Source organism: Rhodococcus sp. MH15 (genome assembly GCF_019266045.1).
Taxonomy (GTDB): domain Bacteria; phylum Actinomycetota; class Actinomycetes; order Mycobacteriales; family Mycobacteriaceae; genus Rhodococcus_F; species Rhodococcus_F qingshengii.
This window is the reverse complement of the sequence record NZ_LPNP01000081.1, coordinates 134,908-153,341: the sequence shown is the minus strand read 5'-3', so window position 1 is coordinate 153,341 and position 18,434 is coordinate 134,908. Positions and strand designations below refer to the sequence as shown.

The window sequence follows — 18,434 nt, the reverse complement described above, 5'->3', positions numbered from 1 at the left end:
CGCGCCATGTCTGCGATCACCGACTACTTCACCGCGCGCACGGATGAGCATGCCACCTCTGCCCTCGCGGGACTCGTCGACTTGGAACCAGAGGTGATGGAGGCGAACGCAGCTTCTCGCCCGCGGGTCCAGTTGGCTGCGAGTGGGACTCCAGTTCTGCAGGCGAAAGGCGTCGATCCAGTTGTCGCGCTCGGCCGACTGGAAGCAGCCCTCACCGCTCGCCCCTACGACGAAGTTGCAAAAGGTCCACGCTGCGGGAAACTCGTCGCGATGAGCGACGACGGCGACACCCTCGTGCTCACGGTTACCGACGAATTACGCGATGCACTAGCGGAATTGAACGCTGACGGTGTCGCCGCCGCTGCGGCGGCCTGGGCAATCGACGAGACGAGTGAACCGTCGGAGGACTCAGTGCCGTTCCTGACCGCCTTCGCCGAACTAGCGACCAGAGCTGTGGCTCAGGGCGAACGGATGTACGGCTACGTCGTCATCTGAGCTTCGCGACTCCGCCGACCTGATTGGAAGGCTGTTCGTCTTCGACAACTCCGGATCTGACCGTCACCCCGGGATCTGCATGGCCAGATCGTTGCGGTCGAAATCGGAGAACTGCTGGGTGTCAGTGCAGTATCCACAGCTCGCTCCGAAGAACTCGGTGCGGGCGTTCGGATCGTCGAGTAGCCAGTACCGCAGCCACGCCGTGCTCGGACCGCGCATATCGCCACCGGTGATCGCCGTACCGAAGTGCGTGGCGCCGCGCAGTTCCAGATACTCGGCAGGCACGTGGTCGGCGTCCTCGTACATCGCCCGCACGATCGCCGGCCAAACGATTGCGTCGGCCTGGCCGGCCAGATAGAGAACCGGCTCGTCGATGAGATCGACATCATTGAGCGGGCCTGGTTGGATCGCGACGGCGGTGTCGACGCGGTCGTCGATCGCCGCGTTGATCGCCGCAGACCCGCCCTGCGAGTGCCCCACCGCACCAATGTGTTCCAGGTCGACTTTGCCGTAGAAGACACTCGACGGGCTGGCCGCCTTGTCCGCGATGAGGTCGATTCCCGACCGCATGGTGATGGCGAAATTGCTTGCCGGGGTATTGGCGGCGACCACGATGAATCCGTGGCTGGCGTAGTGGCGCAACAAGGAGGTGTACGCACCGGGGAGCACACCGGTCCCGTTCCCCCAGATCACAACAGGGTGCTTCTCGCCGCGCGCGCCGAGCTGGCGCGGGTAGTACAGAGTGTGCACCAGCCCGATCGAGACGTTCGGCGTGTACGGCCCTGCACTCGCCCAATCGTGCCCGACGCTCGGGATGCCGGGCGCATCGGCAGCCGCTGTTCCGGTTGCGCCCGTGAGTCCTAGCGTCGCGCACAACGCAACCGCCGCTGCAGCATTCACGAAATGTTTCAGAGACTTTCGCATGAAAGTCAACCTTTCGAAGTTGATCCGGAGTGACGTGTATTACATATTCACGGGAAGGCAACCCGTCGGCTTTGTTTCAGGAAACGGACTATCCCAGAAGTGTTGTGTCTGTGGACAAAATCATCGTTCTCGGTGGACGCCCGGCCGACGCGAATACCCAGAGCGCAAGGTCCAGTTCGCCTCGGCCTACGGCTTCCGCGCGGATTGCTCGGCACACAGCCGTAGGAAATGTTCGACGATCTGCGTGTTCTGGCCGTCCCTTGCCACGGCTGCGATCTTCCGTGGGGGCAGTTCGAATATCTCGCCCACAGTGCACCCGCGTTCGGATGCTCGCTCGGCACTGGAGAGTTCGAGGATGACAGCACCGATCCCTTCGTACGCGAAATCCGCGAAGGCATCGCGGTGCTGTGACCTCATCACGAATGCGTGGTCGATTCGCGGTTCGATCGACCGCAGATGGCGATAGACATCGGAAGTTTCGAACCGTGGTGCGACAACCAAGCCGATGCGCATGAGATCTTCGCCGATGAATACCCCGTCCACCGGTGGCGGGGTACCGGGCGGGCAGACGAGCCGCAACTTGTGGTCCGGAAGGCGCACCGTGCGCGTCCCGGGAACACCGGTGGGCAGCGACTCCATTATTGCCACGTCAGCGGTGCCTGCCATGACCGGGTGAATCGCATCGGCCACGGACGACCCAGGCGGATCCGAGATGGTGATCCTCAGGTTCGGCACCTCCGTGCGCAGCGCTCCGAGCAGTACCGCTGCGGGATCGTCCGCAAGGCTCGCTGTCGTGGCAACACTGAGGTGGGGGACTGCTGACAGTAAGAACTCGCGCTCGACCACTAATCGGTCGAGCGCGGCCAGCGCTTCGCGTGCTGGATCGATGAGATTCCGTCCGCGCGCAGTCAGCGTCGCGCCGGTCCGGCCTCGATTGAAAAGCCGTCCTCCGACGCGTCTTTCGAGCCGCGCAATTGATTGAGAGACGCTCGATGTTCCCGTGAACTGATTTGCCGCTGCCGCCGTGATACTGCCGTGTTCGACGACGGCAAGGAAGTCTTGTAGCTGCCGCGGATCGATTCGCGGGGTGGCGGACTCTCCAAACTTGCTCATCCGGCGTTCCCCATTCCACCTTCGTCACGTAATCGGCTGGTCGTCTCGATAAACGCTTGTGCCGCAGGCGATGGCGTCGAACCGTGGAACATCCAGATATCACGAGTGAGCGGGGGCCGAGTACGACACAGCACCACACCTTCTCCGACTGTATCGGCGACAGATTCGGGAAGGAAAGCGACGCCGACTCCCGCGCGTACAAGTGGGATCATCGAAGCCACAGAGATAGTCTCCGCAACCACTGCCTCGTCCACAGTGCCTTCGCCCAGGCGTTCCGCCAACAGTCGCCGAGTGACATCGTCACGCGGGCTGGTGATCAATCCGATTCGCAACAGATCCGTCAACGCCGCTACCCCCTCGCCTTCACTTCGTGCGGCCGGCACCAGCGCAACGATTTGTTGCCGGCCGAGAAGGATACGTTCAACGCCCTCGTCGAACACCTCGTCCACCCCGAGGCCGATATCAGCCTGACCCGAGGCGACCACCGTTCCGATTCCGTCGGTGTCATTGCTGAGCATCGTCACCGCAACGTTCGGAAATTTGCTTTTGAACGCACCCAGGGCCGTGGCCGCTGGATCACGCGCCAGTGTTCGCGGACACACGACCGTCAGCCGACCCCGCTGCACGACGTTCAATGGATGCAAAGCGTGATCCAAATCCCGGTATGCCCGAAGTACTTGGGCCGCCGGACCTGTGAGATCGCGTCCAGCGTCGGTCAGGGTGACTCCCCGCGATCCACGGCGGACGAGCGTCAGGCCGCACTCTTTCTCCATCCTGGCCAGAGCCTCCGAGATTGTCGGCTGGCTGACCCCCAGTCCGCGAGCAGCAGCGGAAATGCTGCCCCGATCAGCAAGGGCAAGAAAGTATTCCAGATGACGCCGGTCCATTGGGGTTCCCTTCTCGTGGAAGTCATCGCGCGCGCCCGATTTTGCGCCCGTCAGGCATAGGGAAACCCTATGGCATACCTCTCGAATGTGGCGTAGACGGGAAGAAGAATCCCGTGATCTGCTTCACATATGAACGCAGTGAGCAACAACCCGGGGAGCTTCGACCAGAGGCACCCGTCTGCTTTTGTCGAGCACCAATCGCCGCCTGCGAGCACAACGGAGGAGGCGCCGAAATGACCGAAACCATCACCGCAAGTTCGCCATCCGGTGCTACGTCACCCCGTTCCGTGAGGCGGGCGCGCTCTGAGCCGAAGCCCGCTCGACAGCGTCGATCCGGTACGCGACTCACCATCGGGGTACGACTGGCCCAGGTCGCGCTGCTTCTGGTCCTACTCGGAGCGTGGCAGCTCGTCGCATCGCACGGTTGGATCGAGCCAGTTCTGGCCAAAACGCCAGGCGAGGCCTGGGCCTACTTCACCGCAGCGGTGCAGTCGGGCGAGATTTCGTCGAACTTGCGTGCCACGATGACTGCCGTCGTGATCGCGTGGATCCTCGCCAGCGCAGTCGGGGTGGCGGTCGGACTCTCTCTCGGACTGCTTCCGACCCTCGAACGCATCATGAGTCCGTTCCTGGATGCGGCGAATGCCATGCCACGTCTTGCGCTGGCGCCTCTGCTTATCGTCATCTTCGGGATCACGATGACGGCGAAGGTCGCTCTCGCGTTCACACTCGTCTTCTTCATCGTCTGCTCGAGTGCACGAGCCGGTGTGAAGTCGGTGGACGACGAATGGCTCCGACTATCCACTGTCCTGAATGCCAGTAAGACACAGGTGTTCTGGCACATCCTCCTCCCCGTCGCAACACCTGGCATTTTTGCCGGTCTTCGGTTGGGGCTGATCTATTCGCTACTTGGCGTTGTCGGTTCGGAACTGATCTCGTCACGGGACGGGCTGGGCCAGCTTGTGTCGATCTACTCGGCCCAGTTCCGGATGGAAGCGGTCTACGCGATCCTCATACTTCTCGCAATCGTCGCAGTCGTCCTCAACCAGGTCATGAACTTCGCCGAGCGCTACCTCCTTCGGTGGCAGCCGCCGGCTCGACGATGACAGGAATCATCATGGATACCAACGTGATTACACCCGCCGTACAACTCGACGGACTGACGATATCCTTCCCCTCACCCGACGGGTCGACGAAAACTGTGGTCGACAATCTCGACCTCACCATCCCTCGCGGACAGTTCGTGAGCTTGGTCGGCAGGAGCGGTTGCGGAAAGACCACTCTGCTCAACGCGCTCGCTGGATTGGTGGACGCAACAGAAGGTAAGACTGAGGTCCTCGGCACAACACCATTCGACGCTCGTTCTCGGATGGGCTTCATGATGGCCCGAGATGCGCTGTTCCCGTGGCGAACAGCGCAGAAGAACGTGGAGTACGGTCTCGAATTGAGGGGAGTACCCAAGGCGGAGAGACGAACTCAATCAGAGCGCTGGCTCGCTGCCGTTCAAATGTCCGAGGCGTCACGGCTGTGGACTTGGCAACTCTCCCAAGGGATGCGCCAGCGTGTCGCGTTGGCCCGAACGTGGGCACTGGATCCGGACATCTTGTTGATGGACGAACCCTTTGCCGCCCTCGATGCGCAAACCCGAGTCGAAGTACAGCGAGAATTCCTCGAGCTTTGGCAATCCCAGGTAGGCCGGACGGTCATCTTCGTAACCCACGACCTCGGCGAAGCCATCTGTCTCTCCGACCGCGTTCTGCTGCTCGGGGCCGGCCGGGTGATCGACGACGTCAGCATTGACATCGAACGCCCCCGCGAACTCGAAACCCTCACCGCCGAACCTCGATACATCGAAATCTTCAACCGGCTGCGTGGTCAGCTCGACCACTGATGTGCCCAGCCAACTCAGCTTGATTTCTGATGCGCCCACCCAACTCAGCTTGATTTCTGATGCGCCCAGCCATCAAGGAACAGGAATCCCATGAAACTTCGACCTTTTGTCGGCACAGTCATTGCAGCGGCCCTACTGCTTTCCGCGTGTGGAGGGGGAGGGCGTCCGAACGACGGTAGCGTCGCCATCGGGGTCTACCCTGCGAGTGCTTTGTCCCTGCCTGTCTACGTCGCTGTCCAACAAGGAATGTTCGACAAGGAAGGCCTCCACGTCGAGCTCATCGACGGAAAGAACGGGCCCGAACTCATCAGCGGTCTCATCGGCGGCACAACCGATCTCGCGGTCGGTGCACCCGGAACCGTCGTGCCGGCCATAGAGCAAGGGCAGAGTCTGCGGCCACTGTCCCCCTACGGGTCGATCGATCTTGCCATCGCCGTGACGAAAGACAGCGGCATCACCACCATCGAGGATTTGCCCGGCAAGCGGATCGCCATACCGTCACGTGGCGGCGCGGCCGAGCAATTCGTCAATCAGCTTCTCGCAGAGAGAAACATCGACGCCTCCACGGTGCAATTCATCGCAGCGGCACCCACCGCGAGTCAGATACCACTCGCACGAAAGGGCGACATAGATGCCGCCGTTCTCACCGCTGCCAGCCAGGCCGTATTCGATGCTCAAGGAATACCGATGACGGCGATTACAGAAGTAGACCCGGTGGGCTCTGACGGCGTGAGTTCATACGGCCTGGGCACGGTGCTCGTCACGACAGCCACATTCGCTGAATCCGATGCTGCTGCCCCCGTGTGTGCGGCGCTCGAGGCCGCAGCAGGGTGGATAGCCGATCCTGCGAACGAGCAAGCAGGAGCTCAACTTCTCACCGAGCGAATGAATGTTCCTGCTGACAAAGCCAACCAGGTGTGGGCTTCGCAGAAGACCCTCTGGCCGGTCGAGATTTCAGCCGACCGATGGACCCAGAACGTCGCATGGGTGAACAACCAGACCTCGGGCAAGTCCGACGCAGACGTCCCCTTCGACCCCCTCTGCTGACCAACGCCCCCACACACAATCCAGTTCGTCTACTACGAAAGAGAAGAAACGATGACACAGCTCGCTGACCAGTCAACACAATCCGAGTCCCAGCACGATCGCCGGCAGCTCACCGGGGCTTGGTCTGCAGTCACCGACAGCCTTGCGACATTCGGTTCGACAGCTGCCGCTACCGGATCGCTGCTGGACAGCGCCGAAGGTGTACGGCACGCACTTCGCCTGTTCGGATATCTCGCCGAGATGAACATCGAGCGCCAAGACGTGCTCCGGCCTGAACTCTTCACCCTGATGTCACCGATGCGAAAGTTCTGGGGAGACGGCATCGACGTCGACTACTGGACTGCGATGATCGACCCCAACGAGACATATCGCATTCACGGTAACCGTGGCACAGTGCCCTACGTCGCCGTCCTCGCCAATCGTGTGGGCGCGTCTGGGACCGACAGGGTCGCCGACAACATCGTCATCGACGACAAGGTGTGTGACGCGGACGGCAACTTCGAGATCTTCGTCGCACAAGAGCTGGAGGGGCGCAGCGGCATTCGGCTGGATGAGCGCTGCTTCGACGTAGTAGTGCGTGTGTATCACAAGACGCGTAACGCGGAGATCGATCCCGTTCTCCACATCGAGCGCATCGGTCCGCCGCCTGGTACACGCCCCGATCTCGACACGGCGTGGCTGGCCCAGCGCCTGACGAAACTTGCTCGTGGCATGGACGTGAGCCTTCGACGCAGTCTTCAGCTCATCGAAACACTCAGTCAGTCTCCCAACGAGATTCGCGTGACCTCGGAGCAACGAGGGTGGGGAGACTTCTACGGCACCAGCTCCAACCAATACATTGCCGGCTGGTGGTCACTGAAAGACGCTACTGCCGTGGATATTACATTCACTCTCCCGGACTGCACCTACTTCGGAGTGATGCTGTACAACCACTGGTTCGAGTCCTTCGAGTACCGCGACCACACCGTCAATCTCAACGACGCGCACTTCGAGCGCAATGACGATGGAACCGTGACGATCCGAATCGGGGGAGTAGAAGGTGACAGAAATCGATTGAACCCCTGCAACCACACCGAAGGCATCTTGTTGGCGCGCTGCCTGGAGCCCGCTGAGGATGTCACTTCGCCTCATGTGGAGATCATTCGATGACCGACGAAGTAGACCTGCCGTTGGCAGGTGTCCGAGTAGTGGAGATCGGTCAACTGATCGCAATACCCAGCGCCGGGCAGCAGTTGTCCGATCTCGGCGCCGAGGTCATCAAGCTCGAGCCTCCAGGTGGTGAACCGGCCCGACAAATCGACGCCGACTACGCGCGCGGCATCTTCTACGGGTACAACCGTGGAAAGCGTTCAATCTGCCTCGACCTCAAAGACTCCGCCGATCTGCAGCGAGCTCGGGATCTGATCGCGTCGAGCGACATCTTGCTGCACAATCTTCGCCCGGGAACCCTCGATCGATTGGGATTCTCCTCTGCCGAACTCCAACGCCTGCGACCGGAAATCATCGCCGTCTCGGTGAGCGGGTACGGGGCGGAGGGTCCGTCCGCCACCCGCGCGGGGCTCGACATCGCTGCGCAAGCAGAGAGCGGACTGATGTCGGTGACGGGTGAGGCGGATAGCCCGCCACAACGTGTGGGCGCACCGGTCATAGATCATGCATCGAGCTACGTTGTCGCTCAAGCGGTACTGGCAGCGCTACTGCGGCGCGAACGCACCGGCAAAGGATCGTCCGTCCGAGTTTCCCTGCTGGACGTCGCAATCCACTTGCAGACCGCCAACTGGATCGAGTGGCAGGTATCCGGAAAGCCCATGAGTCGCAAAGGGAACGGACAACCAAGCGTCGCACCGGCAGCAGACGTCTTTCGCGCCGCCGACGGCGAGCTGGTGATCAGCGGATACCAACCGCGCGCATGGATCGAACTGTGCAAGGCGATCGACCTACCCGAGTTGGCCGACGACCCGAGGTTCACCACCAACGCGCTGCGCGTGGAAAACCGTGTTGACCTCGTCGCCACGATCGAGAAGCAGCTGTGCCACCGTAGCGCCGCGGAAGCGGTTGAGCATCTCACTGCGGCCGGAGTGGTTGCCGCACTTGTGCGTGACTACGACCAGGTGATCCGCGCCGACGACGTGGTTGCGAACCGTACCTTCATCCCCGGCACCAACGAACATGGCGAACAGTATTTGACGCCTGCCATGCCCTATCGCGCCGAACCTCCGATGGCACGAACTGAACTTTCACAGGTTCCGGCCTTGAACGAGTGGACAACATCGACGCGCTGAATGCGCCGTTCGGGTCGAAATTGACTTTGCACCAACGTAACTGACAAACAGATAGCCATGCACCATCGAGGAGATGTCCAGTGCTGACCACCGCATTTACCGAGACATTCGGCGTTCGCCAGCCAATTGTGCAGGGCGGCATGCAATGGGTGGGGAGAGCAGAACTCGTAGCGGCAGTTGCAAACGCCGGCGCGCTCGGCATGCTCACTGCCCTGACACAGCCGACACCTGACGATCTTGCCCGAGAAATATCCCGAACGCGCGAGCTCACCGATCAACCTTTCGGGGTCAACCTCACAATCCTCCCGACGATCACACCTCCGCCCTACGATGAGTATCGCAACGTGATCATCGACTGCGGAGTGAAAGTCGTCGAGACAGCTGGATCGTCTCCCGCGCCCCATCTGCCGCACTTTCACGGCGCAGGCATCAAGGTTCTCCACAAGTGCACCAGCGTCCGCCACGCGGTCAAAGCCCAGGCCCTCGGTGTCGACGGCATCAGCATCGACGGGTTCGAATGTGCCGGGCATCCAGGGGAAGACGACGTACCGGGTCTCGTCCTCATCGCTGCAGCAGCAGAGCGGATCAGCATTCCCATGATCGCGTCCGGTGGATTTGCCGACGCGCGAGGATTGGTGGCCGCCCTGGCGCTTGGCGCCGACGGCATCAACATGGGCACTCGGTTCATGTGTACCGAGGAGTCTCCGATTCACCGCAACATCAAGGATGCGATAGTCGCTGCCTCGGAGGTCGACACGGAACTGATTTTCAGGTCACTACGCAATACCGCACGGGTAGCACGCAACAGCATCAGCCGAGAAGTTGTCGAAATTCTCTCCAGTGGTGGCAAATTCGAAGACGTTCGACATCTTGTGGCCGGTGCGCGGGGCCGAGCGGTGTTCGACAGCGGCGACCAGGAGGCTGGCATCTGGACGGCTGGCACTGTGCAAGGATTGATTCACGACATCCCCACAGTGGGTGAATTGGTGGAACGAATTGTCACAGAGGCCGAAGCACTGATTGCCGGACGGCTTACCGGCCTCCTGGATCCTCTCAGCGCCTGACTACGTCCGAACCCACTGGGCGCTACCGTCGGCCAGTTCTTCGCGAATGCCCCTGCCGTTGCGCTCGTCGACCCGCGTGCCGCCGATACCTCGTCCTCGATGCGTCGTGCGGTGACGGGGAGCTCTTCCAGATCGCCTCGCGGCTCGCCATCGCCGCTCGATCGTTTCGGGTGCATCCCGACGATCATTGACGCCAGGACGAGGAAAGGAGGTGTACTCCGAATTGCTTGCGGTCATCAGAGTGACAACCGCAAGGATTTCGATCGGCACCGAGCACGACCTACTCAATGTTGTGTCCATGGTGCTACCAACCCTGTTGTCACCCGCGCCATTGCGATCAACGCACTGTTGCCAGAGTTCCAATAGTTCTTGTGCACATCCAGATTCGGTATGAGTCGGCCAGCACGCGCATAACATCACCGTCGGTCCGAAGTAGCTTCCCCACGCCACGCCGACACTTCTTGGCTTCGACTGAGTACCACCCAGCGTGGTCCGAGAACATGTTGGCCAATCGGGAGGCGACGGTGACCATCGGAAGTGAAAAGATTTCTGTGAACACAACCCTGTTGACAGGGAAAGAGGCGGAGAGCGCCTTCGAACGGTTCGTCGAGTACAACCCTACGTGATCGGTGTACAAGACATGCGCGGCATGAAATCTTTCTGTGTTCGCTCTCGAACGGCGCCAAACCTGATTCCCCGCAACAAGAACAACCCTTTACTCCCGCTCGACCGGTATCGACTGTCCGGACTCAGGGACCGCGGGCGCGTACCTGGGCCCGTTCCCTAGCGGTGGGTCGGGGTTACCACCGAACCACCGACGAAACCGTTGTTATAACTGTCCCAAAGATCCCACAAGGTCTGCAACCCTGTCAGTCAGGGCGATTTGGCAGCGGCGCAACCGAGACCGTGCACGTCGGGCCGGGCAGCTAGTCGTCATCTGCGTTGAGCACACAATCTCGACGTCCCTCTGTTCGGTCCAGGACGGTCGCTATCGACAGCTCCGCTAGGCCTTCAGCAGGAGGTCTGCAATTTTCTCTGCGGTTTCCTTTGCGGATCCTGGGTTCTGGCCGGTGACGAGGTTTCCGTCGACGACTGCGTAGGACACGAAGGGCAGTTTCGCCTTTTCGTACAGTGCGCCACGCGCTTTGGCTTTTTCCTCGGCGTTGTAGGGTACGAGTTTGTCGACGCGGGCGAGTTTTTCCTCGCGCCAGGCGAATCCGGTGAGTTTGCGGCCGGCGATGAGGTAGCTGCCGTCGGACAGTGTGGTGTCGAGAAGTCCGCAGTACCCGTGGCACACCGACGACACGATCCCGCCGCGTTCGAAGATTTCCCGGGTGATGCGTTGCAGACCTTCGCTACCGGGAAAGTCGTACATGACTGCATGCCCGCCGGTGAAGAAGATCGCATCGTAGTCAGCGGAGTCGACCTGTTCGGGGCTGGCGGTGGAGTCGAGTAGCGCCATCCGAGCAGGGTCGGACCGCCATGCCTTTGCGCTCTTGTCGTAGTTCGGGAACTTGAGCGATCGCGGTTCCAAGGGCACCGCTCCGCCCTCGGGGCTGACTAAAGTCTGCTCGAAACCGTGGTCGTCGAAAACCTGCCAGGCATGGCTGAGCTCGGACAGCCACAACCCGGTCTTATGAGACGGATCGTCGTAGTGGCCGACGTTGGTGACTACGTTCAAGATTCGCTTGGTCATCGAACTCTTCTCTCGATCGCTTTGGTCAGTGGATCTCACCCTTGTACCGCCAGAATCGCAGCAAAAGCCGCTCGCACCCGATCTGCAGCCTCACCGGCCGTGGCCGTCGACATTTTGCCGTCGAGATGCAGACAAGCCAAACCGTGCGCCAATGCCCATGCCGCCGATGCCAACGCCTCGGAATCCGCATCCGGAAAGACAAGCGTCATCCCCATCTGCATCAGCAGATGAATCTCTCCAGCCGCTTGCACGCGCTCGTCGTTACCCGTGTCGCACTCGTTGCCGAACATCAACCGGAAGAGCGCCGGTCGCCGCAGCGCGAACTCGACGTAGGCGACTGCGAATTCGGCAAGATCTGCCGACGTCGACGGTAGCTCGCGGCCGTCTGTCAGGTCCGCTTTCAGATCGCGCAATCCTTGCGCGGCGAGAGCAGATTCGAGTGCTTCACGATCAGCGAAATGTCGGTACGGCGCAGTCGCCGACACACCGACCTCGCGCGCGATCGCGCGCATCGAAAACGGCTCACCCGCCTCGAGCATGCGCATCGCCGACGCCAGCAGCGAGGCCTTCAGATCACCGTGATGGTAGCCACCCTTGACAGATGTTGACACCGTTAACTTTCCTTTCTACGCTCATGTGAGCAATGTAAACATACCTCATTCAGGAGCGCCGATGCCATTCACCGACCCTGCACCCGACAAGTTGGAGACTGACAGCACAGTCTCTCCGGCCTTCGCCCCATTCACTCTTCCCAGTGGGGCGACACTCCCCAACCGGATGGTCAAGGCAGCCATGGAGGAGAACATGGCCGTAGCTGGACAGCTCCCCGGCAAAGAGCTGTTCGAGCTGTACCACCGCTGGAGCCGAGGAGGGGTGGGAACGATCATCACCGGCAACGTCATGGTTCACGCGGAGGCGCTGACCGGGCCGGCCGGCGTCGTTCTCGACGCACAATCCCCGATCGAGCCGTTCCGCGAATGGGCGGATGCCGCACAGGGCGGAGGTGCGAAAGTGTGGATGCAGATCAATCACCCCGGTCGGCAGATTCAAGCCGACATGCCCGGTGTCGCATGGGGCCCGTCGGCCACTCGCGTCGAACTCGGCAAGAACAGCAAGCGATTTGCGCATCCCCAGGCCATGACCGCACGGCAGATAAACGACACCGTCAACCGTTTCGCAACAACAGCACGTCGCGCAGAGGAAGCTGGTTTCGACGGCGTGGAAATCCATGCCGCACACGGCTATCTGCTCTCGCAGTTTCTCTCTCCGTTGGTCAATCAGCGCACCGACGAATGGGGCGGCACCCTAGAGAACCGAGCGCGATTGCTTCTCGACATCGTCCGCACAGTGCGCAGGGTTGTCGACCCGACGTTCACGGTTGCCGTCAAACTCAATTCCGCGGATTTCCAGCGCGGAGGATTCGACTCCGACGACGCAGCGCAAGTGATCGCCATGCTCGCACCACTCGGTGTCGACGTCGTCGAACTGTCCGGAGGGAGCTACGAAGCACCGGCCATGACCGGCCAAGGCCCGGACGATCGCACCCTCGCTCGGGAGGCCTACTTTCTGACTCTTGCAGAGGAACTGGCCGAGGCCAGCCCGGTGCCGTTGATGTTGACCGGCGGTGTGGTTCGGCGACCTGTTGCCGAGCAGGTCCTGGCGAGCGGTGTGGATTTGGTCGGCATGGGCAGTGCGTTGGCGATCGATCCCGATCTGCCGAATCGGTGGCGCCTCGATGCCGCAGCCTCCGTCGAATTAGCCCCGGTGACCATCAAGGACAAGGCCATGGCGTCGGCGGCGAGCATGGCTCGCGTGCGACAGCAGCTTCGACGATTAGGCCGAGGCAAGTCCACGCGGCCGACGGCCAGTCCTGTGGTCGCACTATTGAAAGAGCAGCTGCTGCAGCGCCGCGCGCTCCGGCGGTATCGCCGCTGGCTACAGCACCGCACCCCCTCGATCGGGTAATGCGGACAGTTTTCCGTCATTTCGGCGGCGAACCCAGACAGTGTTGACAGTGCTTACATTCACCCTTAGCCTGATGTAAGCAATGTAAACATTGAATGGTCGACAGAACGAACGGAAGCATGAAAATGACGAACACAGCGACAACCGTCAAGGTCGATCTGGGCGGCCGGACCGTCGAAATCCCGAAGGACGGCCTGTTCGACCGCTACCGGATGGATGTGCCGCTCGACAAGGTCGCCGCCGACCCGCGGGTCCCGAGTGTCGACTTCTTCCGCACGCTTCCGAAAACGCAGGTCCAATCGCCGATCGGCACGACAAGGACGCCGAACTTCTACTACGCGATGTCCTCCGCGCGTTTGACCATGGTGGCCCCGAGCAGGGCGATCCGTAAGCGGATCCCAGAGGAGCTGGCGCCGCTGGAAATCGCACCCGGGTTCGGGCTGGTGTCAGTGATGGCGTTCCGCTACGACGTGTGCGACATCGATTTCTACACCGAGGCGGCTGTGGGTGTGGCGGTTCGCCCGGCGCGCCACGGCGGACTTACCACGGCCGCTGCCGATCTGGTTGCCGCCCTCGGTGACGATCACCTGCACTCCTATGTGCTCTCACTTCCGGTCAACACCGACATCGCCCAGGTGCGCGGCCATGACGGGTACGGGTTCCCCAAGTGGGTCACCGATCTCGATGTCGGCATCGACCACGCACGCACCACGGCCCGCATCGCCAACGCGGACGGCGGCGCCGACATCGCCTTCTCCGCCCCCACCCCGGAGCAGAAGACGTTCGAAACGGGCACGAACGTCTCCACCCTCACCTCGTACACGAAGCGAGACGGATCCTGGCACTCGACCCTCAACCAAACCAACGTCCTCGCCAGCGGAACGTCGTTGTTTCCTCGCGGATTCGATCTGACTCTCGGCGAGGGCAGGATGTCCGACGACCTACGCGCACTCCGGCCCATCCGCACGATCAGATTCGATGCCACCACCTCGGCTCAGGCCGCTCTGCACATGCCGGTCCCGGTCTCGGTTCGCTGACACCTCGTATCGACCGAACATCTCAGGAGTACACCGACATGACCACAACGACCGACACCTCCACAGATCCCCGCGCGGCGCTGCCTGCCACACTGACCACAGGATTACTCGAACGGCTGACAGAACGAGTTACGGCCTCGCCCGACGCTCCCCGCTCGATCACCACTGCCCCGTACACCGGTTCACCACTCGCAGACTTCCCGGTCTCGGCCCCGGCTGACGTCGACGAAGCATTCGTTCGTGCCCGCCGCGCCCAGGCGAGATGGGCAGCGACTTCCGTAGCGGAGCGTGCCAGCGTGTTACTGCGTTTCCATGATCTGGTCCTGAAGAATCAGAACACCGGGCTCGACCTGATGCAGGCTGAGAACGGCAAGACTCGTCGCGATGCGTACCTCGAGATCGCCGACGCTGCCATCGCCGCCCGCTACTACGGCCGCACCGGACCGAAAGTTCTTGAACCCGAACGTCGCCGGGGGGCTCTGCCCTTTCTCACCCGCACGTCCGAGCTGCACCACCCGAAAGGGGTGGTGGCGATCATCTCGCCATGGAACTATCCACTGTCGATGGCGGCGACGGACGCCATCGCCGCACTGATGGCCGGAAATGCTGTGGTGCAGAAGCCCGACACCCAGACCGCGCTGACCGCCTTGTGGGCCATGGACCTGATGTACCAAGCGGGCCTACCGGCCGATGTGTGGCAGATGGTGATCGGCCGAGGCAGTTCGATCGGGGACCCACTCTTGGCGAACGCGGACTACATCATGTTCACAGGGTCCACGGCGACCGGTCGAGACATCGCCCGCGGCGCGGGCCAGCGGCTGATCGGGGCGTCACTCGAACTGGGCGGCAAGAACGCAATGCTCGTCCTCGACGACGCAGATCTCGATCGGGCAGCCGAAGGGGCCGTGCGCGCTGCGTTCCCGTCGGCAGGACAATTGTGCGTCTCGGTGGAGCGCCTGTATGTCGCCGAGTCCGTACACGACGAGTTCGTTGCCAAGTTCGTTCAGCGAACCTCTGCCTTGACCATCGGAGCCTCCTACGACTACGGGGTCGACGTCGGGAGCCTCACCACCGACAAACAACTGAAGACAGTGTCGGCTCATGTAAACGACGCCGTCGCGAAGGGCGCACGCCTTCTGGCCGGAGGGAAGCCACGTCCGGACCTGGGGCCGCTGTTCTACGAGCCGACCATCCTCGCCGACGTCACACCAGAGATGACGTTGCACACGGACGAGACGTTCGGTCCGGTCGTCTCGATCTACGCCGTCGCAGATGACGACGAGGCAGTTGCACGGGCAAACGACACCGTCTACGGACTCAACAGCAGCGTGTGGGGTCGCGACGCCACCCGCGCCCGCTCAGTCGCTGCCCGATTGCGTTCGGGGACCGTGAACATCAACGACGCCTTCGCCGCGGCATGGGGCAGCATCGACTCGCCGATGGGCGGAATGGGCGATTCCGGCCTCGGGCGTCGGCACGGTATCGACGGCATCCTCAAATACACCGAAGCCCAAACCATCGCCCACCAGTCGCGATTCGGTTTCTACCCACCAGCGGGAATCCCCTGGAACGCATGGGCACCCGTGGTGAACGCCGCGCTACGCATCTGGAAAACCATCGGCGCACGCTGACAAACACCGCCTGCCAACCGATTTCGGCCACCACCACAGGAGAGGCAAGATGAGCACCGTCACCCCCACCATGCGAGCGATCGTCGTCGACGATAAGAAGAACCTCGCCGTAGAGGAAGTACCAACCCCAACGCCCGCACCTGGCGAGGTCCTGATTCGCGTTGCCGCCGCCGGTATCAACCGCGGTGACGTGATGCAGCGGCAGGGACTCTATCCGCCACCGCCGGGTATCAGCGACATCATGGGTCTCGAAATCTCCGGCACCGTCGTCGCCCTTGGTCCCGGCGTCGACGGTCCGGCACTGGGCCACGAAGTGTGTGCCCTGATCGCCGGAGGCGGGTACGCAGAATACGCAGTAGTCCCCGCATCTCAGTTACTACCTGTACCCGCAGGCGTGACTCTGATCGATTCCGCTGCTCTGCCCGAGGTGGCGAGCACCGTCTGGTCCACGATCGTCACCGACGCAGGCCTGCAAGCCGGCGATCTGCTTCTCGTCCACGGCGGCGGCAGCGGAATCGGAACCCATGCCATTCAGGTGGCCAAGGCGCTGGGGGCGCGCGTCGCGGTGACCGTCGGATCAGAGGCCAAGGCGCAGCGCTGCCGAGACCTCGGTGCCGACATCGTGCTCAACTACCGAGATCAGGACTTCGCAGCCGAACTGGCGGGCCAGGCAGACGTCATCCTCGACATCATGGGTGGGAGCTACCTCAGCCGCAACATCGACGCCCTCGCTGTCGGAGGTCGGCTGGTGATCATCGGCATGCAGGGAGGCTTCACCGGTGAGGCGAACGTCGGTGCACTCATCGGTAAACGTGCGCGAATCATCGGCCTCAACGTGCGCAACCGCCCGCTGACTGGCCCCGGCTCGAAGGCGGAGATCGTTGCGGCCGTCGCCACTGACGAGTGGCCGTTGATCGAACAAGGGCTTATTCGACCGATCATTTCGGCAAAGCTACCCCTGGCCGATGCAGGCGAGGGGCAGGCGTTGCTCGAATCGAAAGACTCGGTGGGAAAAGTCCTTCTCCTGCCGCAGAGTTCGTGACAGATCTCAACCGACTGGAGCGAATGGCCCCTCACAGGGCACCCACCGCGCACGCACACACAGAATCACCCTCACCACCTTCAGGAAGGGATGAGAAATGTCGAACACCGACACCGTCAAAGACCTCGGCGCCAAGCTGATGAACGGTGCGCACAAAATCGTGCTCACCGTCAGTGGAGGGCGACTGCTGTCCAAACCCTTCGGAATGCCGGTCGTCGAGCTGCACACGATCGGACGCTCGTCAGGACTCCCGCGGTCGTGTTACCTGACAACCCCTGTCCGAGAAAAGGACTGGATCGTGCTCGTCGCGTCGAAAGGCGGCGACGACCGCGATCCGGACTGGTACAAAAACCTCCAGGCCCACCCCGACGCCGAACTCGTCATGGACGGAGAACGCTTCGCGGTACACACACGCACCGCGTCCACAGAAGAACGAGCCGCACTGTGGCCCAAAGTCGTTGCTGCCTATAAAGGCTACGCCGACTACCAACGACGAACACAGCGCGAAATACCACTGGTGATCTGCCAACTGTGAGAAACGAACACCACGCAGCACAAGACGAAGGCCCACCTCGTCCGTTGTGCACTCCGATTCGTCACCGCTTGCACAGCTCGAGCGCTCCCCTTGTCCTGATCGCGCCCGCGATGGCAATAGGGTCGCACTTCTACGAACCGCTGGTCGCAGAGTTCGCACGGCACGGGTGGGAGGCCCATGCTATTCGACGACGAGGATTCGAACGCGGCGAGCCCCGCGCCGACCGCAGACACGATTGGTCCTACCAGGACGAAATCGACGACATCGAGGACGCAATTACCTGCGCGCGGAGGGATCATCCCGAACAGCCAATCCTGTTGCTCGGGCACAGTCTCGGCGGTCAACTCGTCGCCGGACACCAACTGAACCACCCGGCGGTCGAGGCAATGGTCACCGTAGCTGCTGCGCTCCCCCACCATCGAACCTACCGATTCTGCGGGCTACACGTCTTGCTCATGGGCGCAGTAGCCGTCCCGCTGTTCACCACACTGTTCGGCTACGTACCGACACCGGCTTTCGGCGGCCCCGGCGCTCGCACGTTGATGCGGCAATGGGCCCGCACGGTCATCACAGGCAACCCACCGTACAAAGCCGATCGGCCGATCGCGACGCCCGCTCTCGTCATCAGTTTCGCATCGGACGCCATGGCCCCACCACGATCGGTGGACATCTTCGCGGAGAAACTGTTCGACACACGCGCGGTGACACGATGGCAGTACGAGCACGACGACGTCTTGCCCGGTGCGAGCAACGATCACATCAGATGGGTCCGGGGAAGTTCACAGGTGGTCGCACGCATCGTTGCCTGGTGGGAGAAGCCATGAC

At 61.9% G+C, this 18,434-nt stretch carries 18 protein-coding genes; 13 read left to right on the top strand and 5 right to left on the bottom strand.

Translation table 11 applies throughout. The features are described 5' to 3' along the window. The first annotated feature begins 6 nt into the window (after positions 1–6). On the top strand, positions 7–495 hold the full coding sequence (locus ATN37_RS29830) for a hypothetical protein (RefSeq protein ID WP_007735590.1): 489 nt from the start codon (positions 7–9) through the stop codon (positions 493–495). Between the two features lie 63 nt (positions 496–558). On the opposite strand, the gene ATN37_RS29825 is transcribed toward ATN37_RS29830, so the two are convergent. The 3 genes from ATN37_RS29825 to ATN37_RS29815 all read right to left on the bottom strand — a co-directional run bounded on the left by ATN37_RS29825 (position 559) and on the right by ATN37_RS29815 (position 3,419). Beyond that, entirely contained in the window at positions 559–1,419 is an 861-nt protein-coding gene (locus ATN37_RS29825; protein WP_050654936.1) for an acetylxylan esterase, read from the bottom strand. Between the two features lie 186 nt (positions 1,420–1,605). Then, positions 1,606–2,532: a LysR family transcriptional regulator gene (locus ATN37_RS29820; protein WP_050654935.1), complete on the bottom strand. Its 927-nt coding sequence runs from the start codon at positions 2,530–2,532 to the stop codon at positions 1,606–1,608. After that, the gene (locus ATN37_RS29815; protein WP_003942975.1) at positions 2,529–3,419 is read right to left on the bottom strand and encodes a LysR family transcriptional regulator; all 891 of its coding nucleotides are present in this window, start codon (positions 3,417–3,419) and stop codon (positions 2,529–2,531) included. The genes ATN37_RS29820 and ATN37_RS29815 overlap by 4 nt, the downstream gene beginning before the upstream one ends. 233 nt (positions 3,420–3,652) lie before the next feature. On the opposite strand from ATN37_RS29815, the gene ATN37_RS29810 reads away from it, so the two are divergent. The 6 genes from ATN37_RS29810 (at position 3,653) to ATN37_RS29785 (ending at position 9,703) form a co-directional block, all read left to right on the top strand. After that, complete coding sequence (locus ATN37_RS29810) at positions 3,653–4,525, top strand: ABC transporter permease (protein WP_030537155.1); 873 nt, start codon at positions 3,653–3,655, stop codon at positions 4,523–4,525. 11 nt (positions 4,526–4,536) lie between these two features. Beyond that, a complete protein-coding gene (locus ATN37_RS29805; RefSeq protein ID WP_042448237.1) occupies positions 4,537–5,310 on the top strand; it encodes an ABC transporter ATP-binding protein in 774 nt (257 codons plus the stop codon). 90 nt (positions 5,311–5,400) lie between these two features. Then, positions 5,401–6,357: an ABC transporter substrate-binding protein gene (locus tag ATN37_RS29800; protein WP_030537154.1), complete on the top strand. Its 957-nt coding sequence runs from the start codon at positions 5,401–5,403 to the stop codon at positions 6,355–6,357. A gap of 51 nt (positions 6,358–6,408) precedes the next feature. After that, a complete protein-coding gene (locus tag ATN37_RS29795) occupies positions 6,409–7,506 on the top strand; it encodes a hypothetical protein (RefSeq protein WP_166502845.1) in 1,098 nt (365 codons plus the stop codon). Further along, a complete protein-coding gene (locus ATN37_RS29790; protein WP_166502846.1) occupies positions 7,503–8,639 on the top strand; it encodes a CaiB/BaiF CoA-transferase family protein in 1,137 nt (378 codons plus the stop codon). Before ATN37_RS29795 ends, ATN37_RS29790 begins: the two co-directional genes overlap by 4 nt. 80 nt (positions 8,640–8,719) lie before the next feature. Beyond that, positions 8,720–9,703 (top strand): nitronate monooxygenase family protein, encoded by a 984-nt coding sequence (locus ATN37_RS29785; protein ID WP_166502847.1) that lies wholly within the window; start codon positions 8,720–8,722, stop codon positions 9,701–9,703. 1,003 nt (positions 9,704–10,706) lie between these two features. Here ATN37_RS29785 and ATN37_RS29780 read toward each other — a convergent pair. Both ATN37_RS29780 and ATN37_RS29775 read right to left on the bottom strand, forming a co-directional pair. Next, complete coding sequence (locus tag ATN37_RS29780) at positions 10,707–11,399, bottom strand: type 1 glutamine amidotransferase domain-containing protein (RefSeq protein ID WP_054827898.1); 693 nt, start codon at positions 11,397–11,399, stop codon at positions 10,707–10,709. Positions 11,400–11,434: 35 nt separating this feature from the next. Further along, positions 11,435–12,010 carry a TetR/AcrR family transcriptional regulator gene (locus ATN37_RS29775; protein ID WP_058039359.1) on the bottom strand — a complete coding sequence of 192 codons (576 nt, stop codon included), beginning with the start codon at positions 12,008–12,010 and terminating at the stop codon, positions 11,435–11,437. A 61-nt stretch (positions 12,011–12,071) separates the two neighbouring features. Here ATN37_RS29775 and ATN37_RS29770 point away from each other — a divergent pair, with 61 nt between their 5' ends. The 6 genes from ATN37_RS29770 (at position 12,072) to ATN37_RS29745 (ending at position 18,433) form a co-directional block, all read left to right on the top strand. After that, the gene (locus ATN37_RS29770; protein WP_217018112.1) at positions 12,072–13,364 is read left to right on the top strand and encodes an NADH:flavin oxidoreductase/NADH oxidase family protein; all 1,293 of its coding nucleotides are present in this window, start codon (positions 12,072–12,074) and stop codon (positions 13,362–13,364) included. Between the two features lie 125 nt (positions 13,365–13,489). Continuing rightward, positions 13,490–14,401 carry an acetoacetate decarboxylase family protein gene (locus ATN37_RS29765; RefSeq protein WP_064689124.1) on the top strand — a complete coding sequence of 304 codons (912 nt, stop codon included), beginning with the start codon at positions 13,490–13,492 and terminating at the stop codon, positions 14,399–14,401. Positions 14,402–14,439: 38 nt separating this feature from the next. Beyond that, entirely contained in the window at positions 14,440–16,032 is a 1,593-nt protein-coding gene (locus ATN37_RS29760) for a succinic semialdehyde dehydrogenase (RefSeq protein WP_166502848.1), read from the top strand. 70 nt (positions 16,033–16,102) lie between these two features. Beyond that, a complete protein-coding gene (locus tag ATN37_RS29755; RefSeq protein ID WP_054827905.1) occupies positions 16,103–17,074 on the top strand; it encodes an NAD(P)H-quinone oxidoreductase in 972 nt (323 codons plus the stop codon). Positions 17,075–17,171: 97 nt separating this feature from the next. Next, positions 17,172–17,609 carry a nitroreductase/quinone reductase family protein gene (locus tag ATN37_RS29750; protein ID WP_166502849.1) on the top strand — a complete coding sequence of 146 codons (438 nt, stop codon included), beginning with the start codon at positions 17,172–17,174 and terminating at the stop codon, positions 17,607–17,609. A gap of 44 nt (positions 17,610–17,653) precedes the next feature. Next, the gene (locus tag ATN37_RS29745; protein WP_306300766.1) at positions 17,654–18,433 is read left to right on the top strand and encodes an alpha/beta fold hydrolase; all 780 of its coding nucleotides are present in this window, start codon (positions 17,654–17,656) and stop codon (positions 18,431–18,433) included. Position 18,434: the final 1 nt, after the last annotated feature.